The following is a 22,836-nucleotide window of genomic DNA, read 5'->3' on the forward strand; positions in this document are numbered from 1 at the left end:
CATAAACGAAGGTCAGATCATGCTGGCCGGATCACACCGAAACGCCTGGCCGGATGAAACCGGAACAGGTGGCCGGACAAACCGAAATACGCAAATGACTCCCAAAGGTTTTCATTAGACATAAATGCTAATACCAGCTCCCCTTATAACCCACAATATGTGCTTCTCTCATATATAACTTGCCGATCTCAGACTTAAAGGTATTATCTAAAAAATGTTGCCCTATAAGTTCAATATGCACATACTACCGTTTGTAAAAAAATTACTCTAGGCGCACTGGACTAACTGTAGGCCATGTCTGCTGATGATCATGTTTCGGGCTTAAAATTAATTAACAAGGATGGTTGCTAATGAGTCGTTGGCAGGATCAGTTTATGAGCCACCCATTCCAAGATGTGTGGGATAAAATTGTCTCTAAATCAGAATCATTGACAGTTGATGATGAGTCAATTGTTGCAAATGTTGAGGAAATTGCTCGCTTAAGAAAGGTAGTTTCGTTTATATCAAGCTTGATTGATTCAATTGATCCTGACCTTGTCCCTGTAAGTACTTGGCAGAGTTTTCATAGCCAATGTCAGCCATGTTTGAAAGAAATATCAGCCTATGAATCAAATAGAAATATAGGGCATATCAGAAATGCAAATAACAATCACATAGACAACCTTCTAACATACCTTCGGCCATATGTAGTCAACCCGGATAACGCAGCCAAAGCTGCTATGAAAGCAACCCGAGAATATACAAAAGCTATATCTGAAGGGGTCGAAGAGTTTAAAAATCAGGTAATCGAATACTCACAAGAATTTAAGAATCACTCTAATGAATTAAATGAACTTAAGAGTAAATTTATTACCGAATTCGAAAACCTTAAAGTTACCCATGAAGAAGTTGAAGGCTTGAGGATTCACTATTTTGATGGTGTTGATGAAAAGCAATCAGTAGAATCAACAGTAGATAAATTTGTTGAATCCATAAGTGATTTTCACAACAAAATAAGTGACTACCATATCGAGTTATTAGAAAGCGGAAGCGATTCTATAGCAAGTAAGATTAATTTAGCTCATGAAACAGCAGCGCGGTCAAGCGAACAGATTTCAACTTTACTTTCTGATACTGAAAAGCAGCTTAAAGAGTTGAGAGGTTTTTATATCCGAGTTGTTGGTAGAGAAGATAAAGACGGTATAGTTGTAGGGGGCTTACAAGATGAGCTCAATAGTCGTCAATCCGACTTAGATGAATTTAAACGTGAACAGGAAATACGGTACAGAACACTTAATGAACAAATAGAGGGACTATTACCTGGTGCTACAAGTGCAGGTTTAGCAACAGCTTACCGAGCGATGAGAAAATCATTTAGCGAACCGATTAAGCAGTATTCTCGTCTCTTTTACATCTCAGTCGCAATACTTTCGGTTATAGCTTTTATATCAACTATAGATAGTTTGTTGACGGATGCCGCATTTATCAAATTTGTAGATGTAACGAATATTGGTAATTTACTAAGCAATCTGGCTCATAAATTGCCGGTGATTTTACCCATGTTATGGCTCGCGTTGTTCGCATCGAAACGCAGAAACGAGGCGCAAAGATTGCAGCAAGAGTACGCGCACAAAGAGGCTTTAGCTAAATCTTATCAAAGCTTTAAGAACCAAATTGACAATCTGAAAGACGGGGCAAAAGAACAACTACTCGAAAAATTACTTGCTGCTGCCATCGATGCTGTTGCTGCTAATGCATCAAGTGCTTTAGATGGTAAACATGAAGAAAAAACACCAATTCACCTCGGACTAGATACAACTTTAAAACAACTTGAAAAGATAAAAGAGATTATACAATTTAAATAATAATGCATGATTCCTGAATTTCGCTAATATCAAGATACTAGTTTAATTACTTGTGATTGCCTTTTGAGGCTAAGCAATAAACTGGACATTATCCGGGGGTATCGATCGAAGCTTGGCCATACTGTGGTAAGGAAGAAACATCTGCTCCTCGTTCACAGCCGTCAGATTCTCCGACTAAATTAGTCTATTTGGTACATGCACTTTAGTCCCTTAAAGTGCTTTGCTTTTACTCTTGCTGGAAAACATATATCAGAAATTATATATCCAGTACTGTAGAAGATTATTCATTTATCAAACAGTCTTCATCTTCCAATATTTCTTCGATAAATTCCGACAGTGAAAAGCCATAGGAGGCAAATAACTCTTCGCTATCAGTACCTACGTAGTCGCAAACTGCGGCGTAGAGTTGCTTCATAGTCCGGCAATTGACCAGCTCTTGTCGTTCCTCGTAAGTACCACGGTGAGTCCAGTAGTCGTATGGATGACCTCTTTCTTCGTACTGAAATGATGATAAACAGTCAGAAATGTAATATTGATCTACTTCTGTATCATCATCTATCCCCATATTGAGTTCTGTCGTAAATTTATCAAATTCAGCTTTAGTTATACATATGCTGCCAATCTTAAAGAACTCTACACTTCGATTCCATAAACCACTGCCATCGTCTTCATATATAATATCAGAAAAGTAATTGTATTCCTTCTCGAATGCCACGCAAAAATAATTATTGTAACGCGAAGGTACATGCCAAGTTATTTCATTGTCCAATATTTGGTAAAATTTATCATATAAATCCTCATCTATTACATCTAAGACTTGCCTAAATGTTATTAGAACAGATTCTCGTTTAGACATTTCGTGGAACGATTTAAAGCCAATAGCTTGGGCGAAAATATTGCGCCATTCGTTAAGTTTATATTTGGATTTATTGCGTGATGGGCAGATGATCTTAACATCGATATCTGTAGTGGATAAAATCAGCATATATTAGTCTCAAATTAAAATCAGTCTTTTGGGCGCTGATAGCTTATGACTGACAAATAAGAGCCAATTATGATTGCTAATTACATACAAATTTGCTGTGGGTTTACCGCGCCCGCGGGAGGCCACCGCCTGAGTGATATATTAAATGGGATCACTATAAAGTCAATTATTTTTGATTATAAAAGATTAACTAATTGGTGGGACAACAGGCTGTGAATGTTCCATATCGCTGTTTGCAAAGACCTAAACTGGTCGATTTCGACCAGTTTAGGCAAGGCTTATTATTTGTCTCTATCTGCAATTACGTCAGGCCGCTCTATCAGAAAATCGGCATCAGCTGCTTGCAGTTCGGGGTAGTCAGCCCAAGTTTTGCCTTTGGGATAAATAATTAATGCCCCTGAGTGCCGCCGGATTTTTATACTTGAAACGCTCAGCTCGCAACCCTCTGGGATTATCAGCACTTGTCGCCCCTCAACCCGATACAATTCCCCAGTAAAAAATTCGGTGTCTGTTTCTGGTGGCTCCTCAGAGTCAATGCGGGCGTAAATTTTTCGCATTCTGGGTTTTACTATAAATAAAAAACTGAGGTAACCGGTTAATATCATGCAGGATGTTGCCAATAAAAAATAAAGTCCAACGCTCATCTAATGCTCCAAATTATTGTAGAGCCTGGGTACCTTAATGAAATTTTGTCCGATTTCTACAAAATAAATGCATTTTTTTGTTTATTTTATCTGATACAAATACCTTTCAATTTGTTAACGCAAATGGGTTGCTGGTTTTCTAATTCAGTGGAACTATTGATCCGCAATTTTATTGGCTTAGCGGTCAGGCAGCTTCAGTTTTAATGGTTAGGTAAAGCATATGCGGAACTATCGGGTGTATGCTTTACCTATCTATATACGTTAAATAAATGAAAAAAGCACCGCGCTGCGGTGCCGCTGATCGCTCAGCTACTCTCAACCCCTCCAGTACGCCCATGCCGTAAAGGGCTCACGCTGCCGTTTCTGCGCGCTTTCGGCAGATGGCCGGAATATTTTCAAATCGAGTTCCCCAAAATGAACGGCTTTAATTCCACGCAGAGAGATCTTCTAGATCAAATGTGGTCTTTTCATTAGGTAGATACAACGTATGAGAATTATTGAAATCGATGCAAAAAACGGCGACCTGTGGTCGCCGTAGGGTTTAGCTAACTAGCTAGCTTGTTTGAAATGCCAGTAATGGCGCGCTGCTGCGAAATAGACATCCGGTGGTAGTGCAAATATTTGCTCGAATTCAGCTGCAAATACCTGACAAAAACCCGCAATTTTTCGCTCATATTCTCCCAGAATAAACGCCATTTCCTCATCGGTCACATGGGCCTCAAATGCATAAAGTTCTCGTATTGAATCACTAATATGCAGACCGCAAACTCTGCCGTTGTCGTCCCGGCACAGCACAATAAAATTATCCAAGCTGATATTTCCCTGTCCATCAAACTCCGCATAGAGCAGGGTGGTTTGCGGTGTTAACTGCAATGTAGCTGGCGTGTCCTGTTTGGTAACTAATTGATGTAATGTCATATTTTCTCCGATAGTTAATGGTGACCTACATCACTACATAGTTGCGAACGGGGGAAATTTATGACTTCTGAATTTTGTGCAAAAAAACACTTGAAAATAAGATCTCAATCATTAATGTAATGGATATCGGCGTTACGAAATTAACGCTAAATCAATACCTTGTGATTTGTCCTCATCAGGTTGTCCTCGGAAAACCCGCAGTTTAATCGCTGCGGCGTTTTTCTAAACTACTCGATGCTGTTAGTGGAGAGAAACATGGAATATTTGTGGTTACTGCCGGCGCTGATTTTGACTGTGGGATTAGTAGTTCTGTGTCGTAGACAGTTAAAGGCAAAATAATCGTTTTTGGAATAGTAGTTTCAGATGAGTAATAAATTTAATGCTGCTTTTGCCCATGTGGTGTCGTTGGCACCGCTGGTTAGCTATATAGTGCTGCTGAGCTATTTAATGCATACTGCTACAACCGAGCAATTAGCGTTTAATTACCTTATTTATTTGAGTGTAGGTATTTGTTTGCTCGGTTTCGGGTATCTGGCCTATTGGCATTTTCATCCAGCCAAAAAACCGCACAGTGCTACATCTGCACTTTTGTACCCGATTTTTTATGGTACGTTTTATATGTTTAGCGAACTAACTAAAAAACGTTAGCTTCCAGTAGATCCCTCACTTTCACCGCGCCGGTAACACCCTGCTGCTGTATCAACTCAATTGCTGATTGGCCATTAAGGTTTGAATTCGGCCGCGTTATCCAGCTGTCTGCCTGCTCAGCGTTATGAAACATTTGATGTAACAGTGTGTGGATGGCCATCAGATGGGAAACCAGCACAGGCAGCCCGGATGAGCCGCTGAGTAATTCACCGCAGTGCCAGCGGGCATAATCTTCAGAGTTAAGGCTTGCCAGGCGCGGCCTTTCGTTCTCATTAATTTGCCATTTATCCATAATATGGTTAAAAATTTTTGCGGCAGTATGATTCAGCTGTGCTGGAGATGCAGCCTGATAAGTTGTAGACACAGAATACTCTCCTTAAAAAGCCGTGCTGCATATAATGTAGCACGGCATTGGCCATTAGTTTTCCACGCGATACAAACGTTTTGCGCAATGGTTACACGAGATCATGCGCCTTTTGGCCTCTGCACCGCCGTAGCCCAGGTTTCTGAGTGATTTTGAACCACAGCCGCTGCATTTATAGCCATTGTCAGTTTTGCATTCTGGGTGCTGCGCCAGATACATTTCTAGTGTCAGTGGATAATCCCGCCGGTATTTTGCATGATGGTAGTAAAAAATCAGCGCTGGTATTGCAATAAAACCCAGTAGGTAAACAAGAATTGCCATATCGAATTCCCTCCTTTTAGCCCTAAATCGCAGCACTAACGTGCTGTTTTATCTTTTCTGATAGCGCAGTTAGTTGCTGCTGGTTCTGGCTGGTAGTGCCGTCCGATTTCAGCGTATAGGGTAGCTCATAGTTGTAATCCAAAATGGAGCCGTTTCTAAACGGGCTGATTTTGGCTGTGATGCTGGTGCCATCCACGTTAAACGAGAACGTGCGGCTCTCTTTGCTGCCTTGCACATTGCTGACAGGGTATTTTCGGTTGAGGCTGTGTATCACGGCTTCAACGCTATAATCGGTAGGTAGTTCGGCTTTAAAACGCACCGTTTTTTCGATGCTGAAATCCAGTTTAGATACTACGTTCGCAAGATCATTGACAAGATTCTCTGTTGTATCCAGTTGATTTACCGGGATAAACATAAAAGTTTTGTCTACACGTGTCATTTCAGACGGTGTGCGAACAGTAATAGCCTGATAGCCAGCTTCTTGTTTGAGTGACACGTTGAACAGCGCCTGGTGATAGCTGCTGATGGTGCCCAGGTCACCGGTTACGCTATACAGATACCGAACACGTAAGTTTTCGCCGTCTTGTGGCACTGTGGTGAGACCAACAGTATAAGTGTCTGACCTGGAGGAGTCGGCGAGCCGCTTTGCGCCATACTCCTGATATTTCGAATTTGTTTTGATATTAGTACCCAGCGCCAACGCGATCTCGTCGAATGACAGCGCACCAAACTCGTTTGAAACAGTGAATATTTTGTCCTGCGCTGCCATCGCAATGGGTTCGGCAGGCGCTTTAGGTGTAGAGCCGCAAGCGGCCAAAAACGATGACAAAACAACGGCAGATGCAAATTTCGTTCTTGCATTCATATTTTTAGTCCCTTTTTACAGTGGTTTAATAATAGTGATTTGGAGGTCTCTGGCCTCAGTGGTGGAAAATTGCTCAGCAGCGGAAACGCGGCTAAATCTCTGGAATGACTGAGCGCCGAGCTCCAGCCAAATGCCAAAATTTGTGTTCTGCCAATTGACAGGGTTGGCGTCTAAAACCAGCACGCCGGGGCTGTGCGCAACCCAGATATCGACATAGTGGTTTTGCTGCTTTAGTGGCTGGTATTTTTCATACAGCCGGATTTGTTTTACCTCACCTTCATTCAGCACGAACTCCTCCGGCCAGAACGGCGAAATACTGCCGTAGAAGCGGATTTCGCCGCTTTGCAACCGAACGGTAATTTGTCGCTCTGGATTGCCTGGTGTTTGTTGCGATATGGGCGCTGAGTGGCTATGGGCACTTTTCAGTCCTCTTCTGCCATCCTCGTTCAGCGAGCAGCCAGAGATAGCTGTGATGCAGCAGATTGTTAAACAGATCTTTTTCATCAAACGTTCATCCTGAATTCAATGCCGTGGATGTTTTGATGATGACCTCCCACAGCGACTACTGAAATTATCCCTCCTGAGCCATTCAAAATTTATGGTTCCGAGTTGGAACCATTCTACACGTTAGGTTCCATTTTGGAACCATTTTGATCTGCCATTACTGTGCTGCGATGAAGACAATTCATGATCCCAGATACGCGCGTATAATAAAGTGGTTAGTCGCTGCCAGAGAGGCGAAGGACATCACTGTGCGTGATCTCGCGCAAAAACTGGGGCATACGCATTCATGGGTGGTAAAAGTAGAAAATTTAGACAAAAAGTTGGACTTGCTTGAGTTTTTTGATTTTTGTGCCGCGCTGGACGTCGACCCCGCACCGGTATTTAAACAGCTGTTAAATAAAGTTGATGTTGAATAAACTACAAAACCATTTGCCTACTTTACTATCGGCAATTGCGCCCAGTTTGTAGTGTAGGCGGGTGATAACAGCTCCCGTTTCATACCCCATTCCTGCTGCGAACCCTGGCTGGCAAACCAGATTGTATCAGCATGTTTGCTGTTCAGTTTATCCATAAGCTGCATCAGAGCCTGGTCTGAGTCTTTTTGAACAATAGGATCGTCAAACAGCCCTGGTTGATGTACGCCGGGGTCATAAAAATCCGCCAGCATCACACCGGCTTTCGCATAGCGATAGCCGTTCATCCAAAGGCCGTCCAACAGCAGCATCGCTTTTGCCAGAAAAACTCTGGTGTCGCTGGAAGGGCTATCCAATTCGATACTTTTACTTGCGCTATAGGGGGCATCTTTGTCACTAAAAGGGCTGGTACGCAGAAACACGGTCAGGTGTTTGGCCAGTTGCTGCTCCTGGCGCAGTTTTTTACAAGCCCGGCTAATGTACTCACTGATAGCCTCACACATTTGCTGTTTGTCGGTAATGCGTTCACCAAAAGCGCGGCTGCTGATAATTTGTTTTTTGGTGGGCGCAATGTCTTCCAGTGCTATACACGATTCGCCGTTCAGCTCGCGCACGGTGCGTTCAACGACGACAGAAAAATGCTGTCGGATATAATTGGGGTCAGCATCGGCCAACTGTAGTGCGGTATCAATACCCAATTGTTGCAGGCGTTTGGTCAGCTTGCCGCCAATGCCCCATACTTCATTTACCGGCAGCAGGGCCAATAATTTACGCTGTCTGTCTTTGTTGGTTAAATCCACCACACCACCGGTTTTATGCCACGTTTTAGCTGCATGGTTGGCCAGTTTTGCGAGTGTTTTACTCGGCGCAATGCCAACACAAACGGTGATACCCGTCCACTTCTGTACGATGTGCTTTACCGATATACCAAATTCAGTCAGGTTTTGGCTAAAGTCTAGGCCGGTAAGGTCTAAAAATGCCTCATCAATAGAATACACTTCTACCCGTGGAGCCAGAGTCTCCAGCGTACTCATTACCCGCTGAGACATATCGGCGTACAAAGCGTAGTTGGAAGAGAACGCAACAACATCGTGTTTTCGTAGCAGATCCCGCACCTGAAACACCGGCAGGCCCATTTTAATACCCAGTGTTTTGGCCTCTCTAGAGCGGGCGATGATGCAACCGTCATTGTTGGACAGCACTACTACAGGTTTTTCAGCCAAATCCGGCCGGAACAACTTTTCACAGCTGGCGTAAAAATTATTACAATCGACCAGGGCAAAGATGTTTTGGCTCATTTGTGTTTCATTTGCCGGATAACGTTTGTGACCACGCCAAAAATATTTAACTCTTCGCCGTTGCGTGGTCGTATGGGTTGGTAAGCCGGGTTACGCGGCAGTAGCATTAATGATGGTCGGGTGCACAGCTGTTTGACGGTAAACTCACCGCCCACTGCCGCTACAACAGTATCGCCATGGTCAGCGTCAACAGAGCGGTCTACAACCAATATATCACCGTCATAAATTCCGGCTTCAATCATTGAATCGCCGTCAACACGGACAAAAAAAGTTGCGTTCGGATGGCGAATACACAGCTCGTTTAAATCCAGCGTACGTTCAACATAGTCTTGCGCCGGAGACGGAAACCCGGCTTTCACCGGATCTGCATAGAATGGGATAGGGCGCTTAGGCCACGAATCGGCATTGCCGATAAATACTGCTGACATACTCACCTCATATGTGTATATATATACAGTATATCAGGCTTTGCGAAATTGACAATTTGAATGCAGTTATGGCATTACTTTGAGTAGCGTGCTGTGCGCTATTAGGCAGACACTCTGGTTTTGTCTATCAGGCAGCCCAAGCTCGTTAGCGCCTCTGTATAGCAAGAGTAGCCATCACCAACCTGATACCACTGATTACAGCGATACCCCGGTAGCATTAGCACAATCAACTTTTTACTGTTGTCGGGATGCAGCCTGGCAAGAGCAGCTAAGTCCCTGCCGAGACTATTCCAAACTTGTAGCATCGCAACCGCCTGTTGCTCTGTAACTCTCTGATTATCCATATTCAGATCCAGTAGGTGAATTATTGGTTAAAAATATATTTACAAATGGTTGATGTCAACTTGATCGATCACTAAAATGTGGAACTGTACTGCGTTAGAAAATGGCGCTCGCTTCTGGAACAAAATCGAAGTAGATCAGTTAATTTTCGTAAGAAGGGCTAGGCTATGAGCAAAGTTTATCTGTCAGGCATTGGTGGTTATTACGAGCCAAGGCCCAGCAATCCAACTCCATTAGAGCTGGCAATCCATCGGTTTGAGCAATTAGCCAGCCAACACTATATAGATGGCCAACGGAATATGGATGCTAAGGCAAAACAAAAGCATGCCAGTGATTTACAGCATTTACAGCGTGAACGCATAAGAATTTCCACTCAAGCGGCGTTACAGCAAGATCTTGATACATATCGGACAGAGAGTAAGCGAAAAACCGTAGTGGAACTGGTTAATGAGCCACATCACCCAACCAAGGTGCTGTCAAACAATTTGACCGCTGTTGCAGAGCCCCGGCCAAGTACAGACCATGACGCACACCATATAGTTATGGGTAAGGGACGCTGGCTTAAATCAGAAATGATGAGAGCTCGATTGAGCATGCATCTGCATGGTATTGGCATTAATGATCCGATAAACGGTGTTTGGTTACCTCGGGATAAAGAGTCGAAAGGGCATTGGGCAACACCTAACTCTCCGGCGCATAAAGAAATTCATCGATATAACTACGAAAGATGGGTTAGCACGAGGTTGGGGGCTCCGGCTCTGCCTGAAAGTTCAGTGCGGAACAGACTGCGTGAAATAAAGCATGTTTTAACCTATGGTGGTTATCCGGCAAAGATTGTAGAAAAGAAAGATGCTCAGTGGACAGGTGAATAGCATGGTGTACCAGCTTAAACACATACCGAAGACATACAAGGCGCTTCAGCTCGATGTGATGACAATTGCTGAAAAGCTCGGTGATTATGGACTAATTACTACCTTGATGAACGCTCCGCTTACCGGAGAATCCCTGGCGGGTAAATGGAAGAGCATTGAAACCTCTCTTCAAAGTCTGTCAGCAAGTGGCAACAATACACCTGACATTTCATTGTGGGATAGTCAGGGGTTGTATTTGTCTGCAAAGGCATACGATGCATTGGCTGATGCCTTAAAAGATGATGGGGAGTTTCTGTCTATCGTTGTTGATGGAGAACCGGCTTATTTATTTAACTGTAGGGTGTTTGGACAAGAAGATCTTTCTTTAACCGAACGGAAATATTTAGATGGCGAACCTGATGGTGTAGCGTCGTTAGTGTTCGATGAAGCTGAGCTGGGCAAGAGCAACCGTCACGTATTCAGATCAAAGCTGCAAGGCTGTACAACTCTGTACGCCAGTGACAAGTTCAAACAGCTGTGTGAAAAACATAATCTTAATGGGGTAAGATTCGATACAGACCTGCTGAACATATTTGATTAGCTGCATGGTTGTAAATCCGCATTAGCAAAATGCGTTTAAATTACAGGTCATTTTGTTTCAGATAGTTAACATTTTCAGCGCTGAAAACGTTGGCTGATTGTGGTTGGGCCGGAGTCTTTGGCGATTGGTTATTGCAGTGTACACGGCGTCTAAGGTATGGCGTTCTGGCGATAAATGATGCCGCCGCTGGAGTTGGTTAATTACAGTGCTAATCTGGCGAAGCCGTTTTTAGTTTTGTAGTGTAATTGAAGCCTGATAAGTGTCAGAATCACATAAAGACATTTGAAACGGGGAGTTTTCACTTTGCGTGATGCCACCTTTGAATACAAAGGCTTTACAGGCTCTGCCACTGAGAATAGCGATAGCTGCGCCAATCTGTTCGGCCAGGTGCTGCATATTCGCGATGTGGTGACCTATGAAGCCGATACCGTAACGGAGCTTGAACGAGAGTTTCGTTATTCCGTAGATTCATATTTGGCCGACTGCGCGGCCCTTAATAAAGACCCGCGAATACTGAAATGACTTAACGATTAGCAACCGTACTATAAGCGTTTTGGATGAGCCGCTATCAAAAAATTAACATTTTCAGCGCTGAAAATGCAGTAAGCTTCGGGGGAAACTCGGGCGTTCGAATGGAATAAGCGCTTATGAAAATAACTGAGCCGGAGGTGGTTATTTACGCCAAATAATCCAGCAGGCACCGGCAACGAAAACAACAAAACTCACGCCAAACCAGGTGAAGTGTTTATGAAAATCTTTATCAACACTAACGCTATGCTGTGTAGGTACTAGGTTTGTACTTTGTTCAATAGTGAAAGCAGTGAGGATTTCTTGATTTGTCTGACCTTGAAGCTGCGGAGCAGGTGCTTGCGACGTACCTGCCGTAAGCGGAGTAAATTTTAAGTTGTTCCATGCTGCGTCAAACTGCTTACGCTGTTGCGTTTTATGCTCAGCGCATTTTACAAAATCGTCCTCTGACAGGTTTTTCTGCCTGCAACTAACCGGCACCTGGTAATACTCGCTCCAGGCAGCGGATTTATCACCTTTAAATATAGCGTTGTCAGCTCTCCAATCCGGCATGTCACTAAGTGATACAGCCGGGCGTTTTACGGTAGCTGTATCAGAAAAGGAAGAAATGCGACTGTCACCAGAGCTGCTGTGCAGATTAGGGCTGGAGCAGTGTACACCGATAAGTTTAAATAACTCCCGATCACGCTTATTCAGCCAATTACCTTCCTCTACACCATATCCGGAATTCATGCGCTTGCGGATAACCTCTTTTTGACGTTTTAAATTGTCGCACTGAGCTTTGCTATATTGGGCCGCAGAGAGAGCGACAGCAGGTGAAAGCAGAAGAAGAGCACACAAAATCCATTTCATGAGGTAAAGTATGTTTCAGAGTTCGGTAAGGCATGGTAGCTAAAGGATGCGTGATAGCGCAACCGGAAAAACGTTATGAGATTTAACCGGATAAGGTAAGGGCCGCAAAGTGCCAAAAGCGGACATAGCGAACAGCATATCGAATGAATGGATCGGCTTCGCCTAAATCTGTGTTTCCATACAGTCAAATCTTATTTTTTCTTACATATGGGTAAAAATGCAAGCGCATTTTGCACACATTGCAACTTGCCTTCTATTAGAAAGTCTTTTAGTTTAGTGGCTTAGTTAGGTGAAAATCGACAAAATAAGAATCATATCCCGACAAAACAAGCCAGCTCGTTTTGTCGGCACCACAATCGAAGCTTGGTTTTTACAAAGTCATTATTAATAATAGCTTACATGGCTTTGTGTTGAATATATTAAAGTGGGTTTTCGAGCTGGATTTTGAATATAATGTTATGTGGCATAGGGAGCGATCATGAATTCAGCCGTCGCGAAGCAAATTGCTGATCTTCTCAATAGCGAAAATCAATTAGTTGTCGCCTATACCGAGAAAAGAGTCATGGAGAATGGCGAAACATACCTCTATGAACTTGGTGAGAGCAATGAAGTGCTTTCTTGCATCGAGTGTAAGAGAGTCCAATGGTATCAATATGAAGTGTGCCACCTGACAGTGAATCCGAAGCACCGAGGAAATGGGCATGGAAGAAGTATCCTAAATAAAGCGATGGAGCACGCCAAAGAGAATGGTGGGCGCATCGTTCAATGCACTATTCGAGAAAATAATGCGGAAAGTTCGGGGCTTTTTGAAAGCGCTGGTTTTCATAAATCCTCAGTATTTTTTTATCCAAATAGTGGTAACAATGTTTGTGTATGGCAAAGGGTTATTAGTGATGCCACATAACCAAGCAATTAAATTCGCTCCCTGCGGTCGCCGGACGCTCGTTCCTCGCGCCGTTTATTGCGGGCGTTAGGCAACACTGAGGAAGATCATGCCTTTAGAAGAAGAAACTAGAAATCTCATCCATGATTATTGTGTAAGAGATCTCCCTGGAGATATTTCTTGGCACATAGATAAATTCTCATTTATTGACGACGTTGAGCTTAGGCTTCGTTTGGGCAGAGCTTTTTACTCTGCGCGTTATGTCTACAAGCTTATGGAGGCGACGTTCGTTCAAAATGACGAACAGCATCCATTTGTAAAATTTCAAATTATGCAATATGCCTCAATATACGAGGCTGTGATAACCAACTTGTTGTGGGGGTTGCTTAAAGAGCATCCGGAAGTGATACAGCTTCAAACTCATAAGGCATATAAACCAATTAACGCTTTGGGCAGTCTAACCAAGGTTAAGTATGGGGAAGAAGATGTATTCACTTGCGTTTATCGCGACGCAAAAACTCCAAGAAATTCAATACCATTTAAAGATAAAGTTGATTGTGCAGTACGCATTGGCTTTCTCGAAGCGGCTTACGCTGAAGATATTAAGCGTACCTATGAGCTAAGAAACCTAGCTCATATTGAAACAGAAGCATCGAAACAACTTGATGTAGAAATAGCTCAATCAAAAACTGCATATTGGCGTCTCAGTCCGTTTCTTGATTATACTGCATCGTTTGTAAGTAACTATAATACCTAACAAATCAATCAACTACGCGCCTGCTGTGCCGGACAGCCTACGTTCCGCTTCGCTGCATTTCGGCTGCCTGTTATTGATGTGTTAAGTGCCAGTGTTATTTTCTGCTAATTTACGAAGAAAGGTTGTAAAATTTGAATATTCACTGGGATAATAAACAACCTCCTGACTCTTTAATTTCAGACATTAAAGATTACATAAAAGTTGGAGACGATGGGAGGGTCAGTTATACAATAGGAGTTGAATTTCAAATTGATGCATTATTTGGGAAGGTTATACATCGTTATGAATTAGATGATAACGTTTTATATAAAAATTTTCATAGTGCAGTAATGGAAGCTTTTCAGAGCAGTAAATTGAAAAAACCCGATGAAATATTATCAATTTTCAAAAGAAAATGTGACAAAAGTTTAAGTGTGAAAAAGAAATACTATTTGCTCACTTCAATAAGTCTGAGAAACTCTTTTATTCCTAAGAGAAGAACTATAAACAATTGTATAATTAGTTTTTATAAGAATATCCCGGCCAAATACAAAAAGTCTCGCTCTGAACTAATTGAAAAACATAGTGAGCTAAAGCTTTCAGAACAAAAAAATTATGTTTTTGTAGTAGTTTCAGTTATAGCTCCAGATGTGAGCACCGCATTCAAAATTGGCATTAATTCTCTTGATGTTGTTAGGAGTATCTTACAGATAGGCTTCAAGAAAAGTATTCGGTTTCTATCTCCTCAAGTACAGCACAAATACTCAACTAATAGTATTTTATCTTTGGGGCAAGTGCATACTTTGCACACTGAAAGTGGATCTGCTGCCTTCCTGAACATATGGTATGAACCAGATTTCACGAATAAAGAGGCATCTAGAATACAAAACTTCCCTTTAACTGAATCAAATTTAACTAGTTGGTTAAATAAATTGAAAAGAAATCCATTTCGGCAACACCTGCTCATATCTCTTACGAGTTATATAAATGCACTGGATCGCAGTGATCAAGAGTTCAGGTTTATGAAGCTTTGGTCAGTTATTGAAAAATTAGTTAACACCGATGACACGAAAATGATAATAAAAAGGGTTTCTTTCTTTTATGATGATAGAGCTGTTGCTAGAGAGGTTCTGAATTCATTAAGGCAGGCAAGAAATGTAAATGTACATGCTGGAGTTAAGCCTATTAATGTTGAAATGAAAAATTTTACTCTATGTGGCTTTATCGAAGATTTATTTAGATTCTTCATAAACAATCCATTTAAATACGATAATTTACAAAAAGTCATTGATTTCATTTCTTTACCTACAGAATTACAAAGCATAGATCAGCAGATACAAAACTTAAAAGCTGTAAAGAAATTTATAGGAAAAGGTTAGGCACTTAAAAAGAGCTTTAATAGAACAAAAAGAGCTGGTTAGGTTCCGCTTCGCTCCTCATTTTAACCAACAATTTTTGTCCGCTTTTCGCTCAAAGCAGCAATTAAGATTTGAAACCAGATATGTAAATAAGGAGTCCTAATGGATTGGTTTTCTCGCAATCAGAAGTTGCTCGCTGCTATTGCCGCTATGTTTGCTGGCGTGTCTTACTGGGCTGCTTTTGAGCTATTACTGCAAAGTCTAATATCTGGCTCTGAATTCGTGACTTTAGTAATCGCAGCCACTGCGACAAGCCTCATAATCGTATTTGCGCCTTCTATTCAGGAAGTATCAATAGGTGGCAATATTATCAAGCTGAAACAGGCCAAAGTTGATGCTGATGAGACGCTCAAAAATTTAAATAACGCCAGAGTATCTATGCTGGTAGCTACTCTGTCCTCTCTTAGGCGATCTAAACCGGATTTCAATGAAAGCTCAAGCGGCTTTGATGACAGAGCTAGCTACTTTCTGTCGCTTTATGACGCTAACAAAGATCTTTTAAATAATGCCGTTGTAGCAGAAGAATTTAGAAGTGGTAGTGAACACTTTATAACGGAGAGTATGAAGAATATTAACTACCATTGTCGTGTTCATCCTAATGACGGTTTAGGGCATCGGCCTTCTCCAGAGCAACTGGAAGGTTGGTATGCTAAAAATAGGGGCACTGGGGGTGAGGTTGGCAGTGTTCCTTTGCAGTTTGTTGAGTACAGAAAATTGATTGAGATATCCGAGCGCCTCAAGTCACGCCGGTAACACGTCGCTATGACTGGTATGAGATTCTCGTCATCATGTGGTGCTAACCTGGCGGTTAACTCAACGAGCCACAAATACTAAGTAAATGCTGGCAAGAAAAAGTAGTAGTAAGGACATCAAGCTTTAATGAACATCGAATGCCCACATTGTAATACCGAAAATACCATCGAAAATGCAGACAACATTCACTGCCATAAATGTGAGAAAAGCTTTAAAGGCTTTGCTTTTCGCAAATACAAAACGTCAATTATCGGCACTGGAGTGGCATTGATGCTTGGAGCTTATGCAGGGCAAAAAGTGGATGGTCATTTCTTTGAACCTAAGCGTTACTCTACTGCTGCCATATACGAGATCGTGAGTTATTGCGCGAATCCTACAGAAGGTTTGTTTACGCAAGCAAGACAGCAAAAACTGGCGGAGACTTGTATTTGCGCACTTAACAAAACGATGTCTCAGATAAGCGAAGTCGAGCTTAAAACCAGGTCGTCAGAGTTTAAAAAGTTATTTAATCAACACGTAGCTGTTTGTCGCTAAAAGGCCGGATTTTCCGGCCGTGGTTAGTAGTTAAAAGTTACTTAGTTTTGGCTGGTGGGTTGTTACCACGACCGCCGCCAGATGGGTTGCCGGTTTTACTTGGGCCATTTGGTGGTGCAGGGCGGGATGTCGCTGCTTTTGCCGCAACACTGGTAGCTTTAGCTGCAAATGAACCTTTAGGTACTATTCCGCCGTTTGCTTTTGCGGTGGCGGATTGAATGCGAGCTGCGGCCGCTTTTGTCATCGGTGTAGACATATAATCTCCTTTGCGATATCAACGCATTGATACCGTTTTAATTGAATTGTTCAGCAGCACCATTGCCGTGAACAGGAGTGATACTAAATTGCCAAAAGGGACAAAAAGGGACATAGAGCAGATACAACAACTGCAAGCGAAAATTAATTCCATGCAGCAGCAATTGGGTTGGACACAAGCTCAGCTGGCACGGGTGATTTATTGCGAATTACATGAAGATGATGACGACGAAATAAAAATTAAAAACTTTTGCGCAGCTTTTAAAAAGAAACTCCTTCGTAAAACTACCCCAGTTGAGCTTTTACAGCGTTACGTGCGAATCATCGGCAGCCATGAAGATTTCCGCCGTGCGAACCTGGTTGTGCCAAATCCCATCAGGCTTGGTGCAGTTGATATCAGCATTTTGCGGGGAGTAAGTGAAGTGGCGAGAGATCTATTAAAAGATGAAGAGTTTACAGCAAACTGAATTGTCACTAGTCTTAGGCACGCACGTTTTGTGTTAGCAATGCGGCATATAAGGATTTGCCATGTATGAAAGGGAATTAGAGGCGCTGTTACCTCGCTGCTTTGAAATGTATGACTTTATGGCCGAGCATATAGAACAATTGCATCATCTCGAGCCGATGCCTGATATTAAATGGAGAATGGCATTTCAGTCCGGCATCCTGTCTTTTGAGCACGGTATATCTTCACTTAAATTGATTGCCGATGGTTTTGCGTCATCAGGTTTTGCGTTAATGCGACCCCAGTATGAAAGCCTAATTCGCGGTTTTTGGCTTATGCATGCTGATACCGATTCGTGGTTTACAAAACTTAAAACGGCTGGAATGGTCGGGCCGAATGAACTGAATAAGCTTGAAACGCCAATGATTGCCGATATGTTGAAATCGCTGGATAAATCCGATGCACCTGCCCATATACTTAACCAGCTGAAGGTTTTCAGAGGGATTAATAACACATCATTTAACAGCTTTACGCATAGTGGGCTCATTGCATTAATGAGTAATAGCACCGGATATCAACCTAAACTTATTTACGATGCTTTGAGAAACTGCAACGCGGTTGCAGCCATTAACCTGCAAATGCTTTCTATATTGACCGGCTATGAAGAAGCAATAGAGCCGGTAAGAGGCATGCACTATCAGTTCGTTGATTGTTTGCCAATAGTTCATGCATGATTCGGACTTCTTTCAGAAGTCGTGGCGCTTTCCCCGGCAAATTTTAAAACGAGATTGCGTGTTTAGATGCGGGGATGCCCGCCACCGTTAAGTTCCTAATCGCATCGTTTTACCAGAATGCAAAGATGTCCGCGATGCTCTGTGATCTCAATTTGTGGTGGTGGCCCAAACAGGAGGAGTTGTCTTGGGTCGTTATCACCCTTTAGAGTACTTATTGAAAGTTGTATGGCGAAAAGCGCCTGTTCAAGTTGGTTAATTAGTGGATCGTTTTTTTGCATGCTGCTACTCCTGTTTAATAGTTCTATTAACTAGGACGCGGGCATGCAGAAAAATAGAAAATGGCGGGGTATCCCCGCCATAAATTTGTAGTTTATTAAAATTATGACCAGTATGCCGCTGCAACCAGCAGGTACACATCGGGCGGTAGCCCGAATACGGCTTCAAATTCAGCCGGGAATTTTTCGCAAAATTCCGATATGTCCTGGCTATAGTGTGACAATACCAACTGCATGCTATTGGCTTCGATATATTGGCTGCATTCCAAATCTTCCTGGATAGACCGACTAACACTCACACCTAACATCCTGCCGCCAGCATCTTTGTGCAGGTATATGTAGCGCCCGAAAGACAGCTCCAGAGTGTTTTCGTTAGCGATATCCGCCAAAAGTAGAAACGTTGATGCGTCCTCCCATGGGGACTTACTTTTGCGCTGGTACACCCGAACAAGTGGATTCTGGCTCATACAGCCTCCTGACAGATTTTTTGTAGTGTCTCAATGTGCTGAATTAGTAAAATTGGCTGCAATGTCATTGGCGTTCTCCTTTGTGTGTTCTCAGAACTAACTAGGGAGAGCGTGAGGGAATTCAGCTTATTTTTTTAAATTAACTGATTGCAGGCATCAGGTTATTATCTTGATTGTCTCTCATATAGGGTTGTTTAAATATCGAACAATCCCATATATTGAGTTGTGGCAATTTCGCCATCTTAATGCATGCAGGTAACTTAAATGGCAAAGAATATCCGTGGCAATAACGACGGCGAAAATGGAGAAAACGACTCGTACACTATTACAGGTCGAGGGGTAGTTGACAGAGGAACTCTTGTCAATGAGGTTGAGCAGGGCAAGCACCCAAACCATCATGTAGTGAACATTAATGGCGAGGACTATGTAAGGTCTAACCCAGACAGGACAACAGGTAACAACGTCAATAAAGAATAATTAGCCTAACAAACCGTTTGCCCTACCCCAATCTTGCTTAGGGTAGGGCAATTGCGGCTCACTTCAGCCGACTGGCAGCAATGCGCGAATTGCAGTCGTTCATAGCAGGGAATATCGAAAAAAGAATGTAGGATTTGCCTTATCTGTGGACATTACTTTTTTGCGGGAACATGGCATGTAACAATACCTAAAATAAGGTGTGGCCAAATTCAGTGTGCTATTACATTGACCACAATTGACAGATCGTTTCGTTTGTATCTAACAAAAAAGCACTTAATTTTAGCCATTGTGACATAAACCATTATTTCTAACTTTCAGACCTTCTACAACCCTTGATATATATGGTAGTGTCGACTCATAAGCTTAAACACGTTACACCCATGAAATGGGTATATATATTGCGCAGTGTGACATCATGGATATGATCATAGAAATTTTGAGTAAGAACGGGCCAAGTTTAAGCTCGGACATTGTGCAAGAGCTTGTTGAAAAACATCGTTTATCCTCGGTTGCCGCAAGGAAACAAGTTTCCAGAGCACGTGGAGATGTTCACAAACTTGAAGGGCTACCTCTTCCCAGGAATGTTAAGTTCGTGTACTTAAAAAAGGACTATCGTTCACCTTTTTACTGGAAGGCCTTGTACAAGGCGTTTAAAGAGACTAACTCAGCCTACTGGCATGCAATCGCAGCGATAAAGGAACGGAATGGCATCATGCCATTTAAGCACTTTTTAATTGCATGCGGCTCACCACTTCGACAGCAAAAACACATACCACCTGAAAAAATTCTCCAACGCCTAGAAATTCACGATATTTTAAAAACTGTAGAAATTAGTGGGATAGGTAGATGCATAGTCCTTGCAGAGAAAGTTCAAGATGTTCCAATACTTGAGCCTGAGTTAAGAGCAAGGCTGGTTGCAGAGAAAATACTGATCAGTGCAGTTACGCAATGGGCAAAGAACTTAGGTTTAGTTAGCTTTAATTTGATTAAAAACCGAGATGAGGAAGAGCTTCCTACTGTTAGTACGACGTTATGGGACGTTGCAGGCCCATCATACATATCAGCATTAATTAATGTATCTAAAACTGACAAATCAAAGATTAAACAGGGTTTTCTTGCTTGCGACATTTTGCTTAATAAATCAATAAGTGAAGACGGTATCCAACCATTTATCAGAAAATGCAATACACTGAGGGGGCTTTCAAACGTCGGTCGATGTATTCAAATGTTCATCGCCAATGATTACCACCAAGTTGCATTCCAGCAGGCAAAAAATGAAGGAATCTTACCTGCTACTGTAGAAACACTGTTTGGAAAGGACGTAGCACAGGGTTTAGTGTCTTTGTTGAAAACATTAGAAGGTGTTGCGCAATCGGTTTCGATAGATCCAGAGAGATTTAACACTCTATTCGACCAATTGGGAAAAATTGAAGGGGCTGTTGGTAATCTGCGTGGTGCACTATTCGAATATTTTTCAGCTAATGTCGTCGAGAAAGCTTTCAGAACTGACTCAATCAAGCTCAATCAGATCTGTAAAACTTCAGACGGGAAATCTGCTGAATCAGATATTGTAGCTGAACTAAACGACGGAAAAGTTTTTTTTGTAGAGTGTAAAGGACATCAGCCTAATGGAACGGTATCAGACGAAGAAATTCAAAAATGGCTAAATACTAGAATTCCTACCCTTAGAGCATATGCCTTGAGGCACCCCGATTGGAAAGACAAGCGTCTTAGTTTTGCCATATGGACGACCGGAAAGTTTTCTGATCATTCTTTGGCGCTATTAGCTTTAGCTGAATCTAAAACCCTTAAATACGAGATAAGCCATTTAGACGCCGAGGGCTTGCTGCCAGTTATTAAAAGCTGCAATGATATGGGACTTCTTAAAACTTATTTTAAGTGTTTTCTGGACTATCCACTCAAGAAGCTTGAACGCCAGTGGATCGAATCTTGAACTTAATTACTTTAGAAAAATATAATTTGAATTGCCACAATCCCACCAGTCGGCTTTGGTCAATTAGCAGCAATGAGCGAATAGCGAACATTTAACTTTATGACTTTAGACCTTACAGGTACTCTGGTTTGCAAGAAATGGACTTTTATGATCAGATTTCAAGGAGAATAAATGAACCCGGCGGAAATGATACAAAGGGCTGCTGAAGTATGCCTGACGAATGTTCCACGGTTAATATACAGAGGACGCATCTTTGATTATCTCTATACCCACAAAGTGGGTGACCGACTACCTCGTGGTAAGTCATTTCAGTACTTCCGGGGAATGGAGAAATGTGCAACTTGGGATAAAGAAGTTCATGATTTCAATTTCAAAATTCATAACAAAATGTATGCAAGCAGGCTTTCGCCACTGTTATTGTCACAAGTAACATTTTTGTCTTACCTGGCTATTCATTACAAGGCCCCATTAGACGCCGAGTCGGTGTTTAACGTAATAGAATTGCTGGAAGGGGAATCTACAAATAGATCAACAGCTTTACTGAAGCACAAAATACCATTCGAAGAAAATGGCCCATACTCTGGATATGAGCATTCTCACGTAGCTGTATTACCTAACTCCTATCTGGAAATGCTAAAAAAAAGTAGCAATCAAAAAAGAATTGTCCGACACACAGCAATATGCCCCTCTCTTTCAGTCAACTTTAAAAAAATAGAAAATGAAATTATGAGCAAAACTTCCCATAAAGAGGGAAGAATGACTGGATTTTGGCTAATCAGTAGATTTATCGACAATAATAATTTCTACATGGGTTTATTCCCACATTCCAGAGGAGCTGCCAAAACGATTACATCGAAAATGCATCCTGACGATAAAAAAATATGTCTTCAGTTACAGGAATCGGAACGGTTACTTAAACTCAAATACAAGAAGCGAAAGTAATCTAAATGTGAGTTTTAGACTGTCCACTTCTGGCACTATGCAGTCTCACACGTAGGTTTTTGCTTCCCACATTTACCGATAAAACCGCTCTGTGAGCTCATCACAGAATTTTGTCCGATAGATTAGCGCAGCACTAAGCTTCTGTGCTTCATCTTCTGTTAGCCATGTGGTGCTCGTTTTAGGCTTATTAGTCTGAGTCAGGTAGGTAATCGCGTTGTCATTGATACGACGTGCATCTTTCAGTATTTCTAGTTTCTGCGAAAATAGCTGTACTTTCTGATAGTAGCCCGCCTGTAAGGCTTGGGAATACCTCAGCAGTATCGATTTGCGATTTTCCGGCGTTTTAAAACTATGCTCAAATTCAACAGCACAAATTGTACCGTCCGGCTCTCTGACGATACCATCAACAGAACGTATATCCTCCCTGCGGGCAATACGTCTGAATTCGGCATCAGTTAAAAATTGCGTATTTCGGTTTGTCCGGCCACCTGTTCCGGTTTCATCCGGCCAGGCGTTTCGGTGTGATCCGGCCAGCATGATCTGACCTTCGTTTATGC

General features: G+C 42.2%; 28 protein-coding genes. 16 read left to right on the top strand and 12 right to left on the bottom strand.

Features of this window, described 5'->3' with window-relative positions:
- Positions 1 to 350 precede the first annotated feature (350 nt).
- On the top strand, positions 351 to 1,844 hold the full coding sequence (locus BLW68_RS20065) for a hypothetical protein (protein WP_092796990.1): 1,494 nt from the start codon (positions 351 to 353) through the stop codon (positions 1,842 to 1,844).
- A gap of 280 nt (positions 1,845 to 2,124) precedes the next feature.
- Here the strand turns inward: BLW68_RS20065 and BLW68_RS20070 are convergent, their stop codons facing one another.
- The 3 genes from BLW68_RS20070 to BLW68_RS20085 all read right to left on the bottom strand — a co-directional run bounded on the left by BLW68_RS20070 (position 2,125) and on the right by BLW68_RS20085 (position 4,391).
- Complete coding sequence (locus BLW68_RS20070) at positions 2,125 to 2,829, bottom strand: hypothetical protein (protein ID WP_092796992.1); 705 nt, start codon at positions 2,827 to 2,829, stop codon at positions 2,125 to 2,127.
- Between the two features lie 281 nt (positions 2,830 to 3,110).
- Positions 3,111 to 3,473 carry an antitoxin gene (locus BLW68_RS20075; RefSeq protein WP_143039998.1) on the bottom strand — a complete coding sequence of 121 codons (363 nt, stop codon included), beginning with the start codon at positions 3,471 to 3,473 and terminating at the stop codon, positions 3,111 to 3,113.
- Between the two features lie 549 nt (positions 3,474 to 4,022).
- Positions 4,023 to 4,391 (bottom strand): hypothetical protein, encoded by a 369-nt coding sequence (locus tag BLW68_RS20085; RefSeq protein WP_092796998.1) that lies wholly within the window; start codon positions 4,389 to 4,391, stop codon positions 4,023 to 4,025.
- Between the two features lie 363 nt (positions 4,392 to 4,754).
- On the opposite strand from BLW68_RS20085, the gene BLW68_RS20090 reads away from it, so the two are divergent.
- On the top strand, positions 4,755 to 5,039 hold the full coding sequence (locus BLW68_RS20090) for a hypothetical protein (protein ID WP_092797000.1): 285 nt from the start codon (positions 4,755 to 4,757) through the stop codon (positions 5,037 to 5,039).
- Here BLW68_RS20090 and BLW68_RS20095 read toward each other — a convergent pair.
- The 4 genes from BLW68_RS20095 to BLW68_RS20110 are packed head-to-tail and all read right to left on the bottom strand — an operon-like array spanning position 5,026 to position 7,093.
- The gene (locus BLW68_RS20095; RefSeq protein WP_092797002.1) at positions 5,026 to 5,403 is read right to left on the bottom strand and encodes an MbcA/ParS/Xre antitoxin family protein; all 378 of its coding nucleotides are present in this window, start codon (positions 5,401 to 5,403) and stop codon (positions 5,026 to 5,028) included. The two genes, BLW68_RS20090 and BLW68_RS20095, sit on opposite strands and share 14 nt — an antisense overlap.
- A gap of 54 nt (positions 5,404 to 5,457) precedes the next feature.
- Positions 5,458 to 5,724: a hypothetical protein gene (locus BLW68_RS20100; RefSeq protein WP_092797004.1), complete on the bottom strand. Its 267-nt coding sequence runs from the start codon at positions 5,722 to 5,724 to the stop codon at positions 5,458 to 5,460.
- A gap of 22 nt (positions 5,725 to 5,746) precedes the next feature.
- The gene (locus tag BLW68_RS20105; RefSeq protein ID WP_092797006.1) at positions 5,747 to 6,589 is read right to left on the bottom strand and encodes a hypothetical protein; all 843 of its coding nucleotides are present in this window, start codon (positions 6,587 to 6,589) and stop codon (positions 5,747 to 5,749) included.
- Between the two features lie 15 nt (positions 6,590 to 6,604).
- Positions 6,605 to 7,093 carry a hypothetical protein gene (locus BLW68_RS20110; RefSeq protein WP_143039999.1) on the bottom strand — a complete coding sequence of 163 codons (489 nt, stop codon included), beginning with the start codon at positions 7,091 to 7,093 and terminating at the stop codon, positions 6,605 to 6,607.
- A 170-nt stretch (positions 7,094 to 7,263) separates the two neighbouring features.
- Between BLW68_RS20110 and BLW68_RS20115 the strand changes: the two genes are divergently transcribed.
- On the top strand, positions 7,264 to 7,509 hold the full coding sequence (locus BLW68_RS20115; RefSeq protein WP_092797009.1) for a helix-turn-helix domain-containing protein: 246 nt from the start codon (positions 7,264 to 7,266) through the stop codon (positions 7,507 to 7,509).
- Between the two features lie 17 nt (positions 7,510 to 7,526).
- Here the strand turns inward: BLW68_RS20115 and umuC are convergent, their stop codons facing one another.
- Together umuC and umuD are read right to left on the bottom strand one after the other, a co-directional pair.
- Positions 7,527 to 8,804, bottom strand: coding sequence for a translesion error-prone DNA polymerase V subunit UmuC (gene umuC / locus BLW68_RS20120; RefSeq protein WP_092797010.1), 1,278 nt, complete (start codon positions 8,802 to 8,804; stop codon positions 7,527 to 7,529).
- Positions 8,801 to 9,232 carry a translesion error-prone DNA polymerase V autoproteolytic subunit gene (gene umuD / locus BLW68_RS20125; protein WP_092797012.1) on the bottom strand — a complete coding sequence of 144 codons (432 nt, stop codon included), beginning with the start codon at positions 9,230 to 9,232 and terminating at the stop codon, positions 8,801 to 8,803. The genes umuC and umuD overlap by 4 nt, the downstream gene beginning before the upstream one ends.
- A 509-nt stretch (positions 9,233 to 9,741) precedes the next feature.
- Between umuD and BLW68_RS20135 the strand changes: the two genes are divergently transcribed.
- From BLW68_RS20135 to BLW68_RS20145, 3 genes are all read left to right on the top strand, one after another.
- Entirely contained in the window at positions 9,742 to 10,446 is a 705-nt protein-coding gene (locus BLW68_RS20135) for an AHH domain-containing protein (RefSeq protein ID WP_092797016.1), read from the top strand.
- A gap of 1 nt (position 10,447) precedes the next feature.
- On the top strand, positions 10,448 to 11,026 hold the full coding sequence (locus tag BLW68_RS20140; RefSeq protein ID WP_092797017.1) for a hypothetical protein: 579 nt from the start codon (positions 10,448 to 10,450) through the stop codon (positions 11,024 to 11,026).
- Positions 11,027 to 11,329: 303 nt separating this feature from the next.
- Complete coding sequence (locus BLW68_RS20145; protein ID WP_092797019.1) at positions 11,330 to 11,548, top strand: hypothetical protein; 219 nt, start codon at positions 11,330 to 11,332, stop codon at positions 11,546 to 11,548.
- Positions 11,549 to 11,698: 150 nt separating this feature from the next.
- Here BLW68_RS20145 and BLW68_RS20150 read toward each other — a convergent pair whose 3' ends face one another.
- The gene (locus tag BLW68_RS20150; RefSeq protein ID WP_143040000.1) at positions 11,699 to 12,406 is read right to left on the bottom strand and encodes a hypothetical protein; all 708 of its coding nucleotides are present in this window, start codon (positions 12,404 to 12,406) and stop codon (positions 11,699 to 11,701) included.
- A 478-nt stretch (positions 12,407 to 12,884) separates the two neighbouring features.
- Between BLW68_RS20150 and BLW68_RS20155 the strand changes: the two genes are divergently transcribed.
- From BLW68_RS20155 to BLW68_RS20190, 7 genes are all read left to right on the top strand, one after another.
- Entirely contained in the window at positions 12,885 to 13,310 is a 426-nt protein-coding gene (locus BLW68_RS20155; protein ID WP_092797023.1) for a GNAT family N-acetyltransferase, read from the top strand.
- An 88-nt stretch (positions 13,311 to 13,398) separates the two neighbouring features.
- Positions 13,399 to 14,046, top strand: coding sequence for a hypothetical protein (locus tag BLW68_RS20160; protein WP_092797025.1), 648 nt, complete (start codon positions 13,399 to 13,401; stop codon positions 14,044 to 14,046).
- Positions 14,047 to 14,177: 131 nt separating this feature from the next.
- On the top strand, positions 14,178 to 15,404 hold the full coding sequence (locus BLW68_RS20165) for a hypothetical protein (protein WP_092797027.1): 1,227 nt from the start codon (positions 14,178 to 14,180) through the stop codon (positions 15,402 to 15,404).
- Between the two features lie 141 nt (positions 15,405 to 15,545).
- Complete coding sequence (locus BLW68_RS20170) at positions 15,546 to 16,196, top strand: hypothetical protein (RefSeq protein ID WP_092797029.1); 651 nt, start codon at positions 15,546 to 15,548, stop codon at positions 16,194 to 16,196.
- A gap of 126 nt (positions 16,197 to 16,322) precedes the next feature.
- The gene (locus BLW68_RS20175; RefSeq protein WP_092797031.1) at positions 16,323 to 16,730 is read left to right on the top strand and encodes a hypothetical protein; all 408 of its coding nucleotides are present in this window, start codon (positions 16,323 to 16,325) and stop codon (positions 16,728 to 16,730) included.
- 344 nt (positions 16,731 to 17,074) lie between these two features.
- Positions 17,075 to 17,452 (top strand): hypothetical protein, encoded by a 378-nt coding sequence (locus tag BLW68_RS20185; protein ID WP_143040002.1) that lies wholly within the window; start codon positions 17,075 to 17,077, stop codon positions 17,450 to 17,452.
- Between the two features lie 61 nt (positions 17,453 to 17,513).
- Positions 17,514 to 18,164 (top strand): DUF6988 family protein, encoded by a 651-nt coding sequence (locus tag BLW68_RS20190; protein ID WP_092797035.1) that lies wholly within the window; start codon positions 17,514 to 17,516, stop codon positions 18,162 to 18,164.
- Positions 18,165 to 18,543: 379 nt separating this feature from the next.
- On the opposite strand, the gene BLW68_RS20200 is transcribed toward BLW68_RS20190, so the two are convergent.
- Entirely contained in the window at positions 18,544 to 18,906 is a 363-nt protein-coding gene (locus BLW68_RS20200) for a hypothetical protein (protein WP_092797039.1), read from the bottom strand.
- A 264-nt stretch (positions 18,907 to 19,170) separates the two neighbouring features.
- Here BLW68_RS20200 and BLW68_RS20205 point away from each other — a divergent pair, with 264 nt between their 5' ends.
- The 3 genes from BLW68_RS20205 (at position 19,171) to BLW68_RS20215 (ending at position 22,279) form a co-directional block, all read left to right on the top strand.
- Complete coding sequence (locus BLW68_RS20205; RefSeq protein ID WP_092797041.1) at positions 19,171 to 19,383, top strand: DUF3892 domain-containing protein; 213 nt, start codon at positions 19,171 to 19,173, stop codon at positions 19,381 to 19,383.
- A gap of 415 nt (positions 19,384 to 19,798) precedes the next feature.
- On the top strand, positions 19,799 to 21,337 hold the full coding sequence (locus BLW68_RS20210; RefSeq protein WP_218141416.1) for a PDDEXK family nuclease: 1,539 nt from the start codon (positions 19,799 to 19,801) through the stop codon (positions 21,335 to 21,337).
- 171 nt (positions 21,338 to 21,508) lie between these two features.
- A complete protein-coding gene (locus tag BLW68_RS20215; RefSeq protein ID WP_092797045.1) occupies positions 21,509 to 22,279 on the top strand; it encodes a hypothetical protein in 771 nt (256 codons plus the stop codon).
- Positions 22,280 to 22,351: 72 nt separating this feature from the next.
- On the opposite strand, the gene BLW68_RS21195 is transcribed toward BLW68_RS20215, so the two are convergent.
- Positions 22,352 to 22,836 (bottom strand): hypothetical protein (locus BLW68_RS21195; protein ID WP_218141417.1); only part of this gene is annotated, 485 nt, incomplete at its 5' end.

Origin of the sequence: Rheinheimera pacifica (assembly GCF_900108485.1) — a bacterium.
Taxonomy (GTDB): Bacteria; Pseudomonadota; Gammaproteobacteria; order Enterobacterales; family Alteromonadaceae; genus Alishewanella; species Alishewanella pacifica.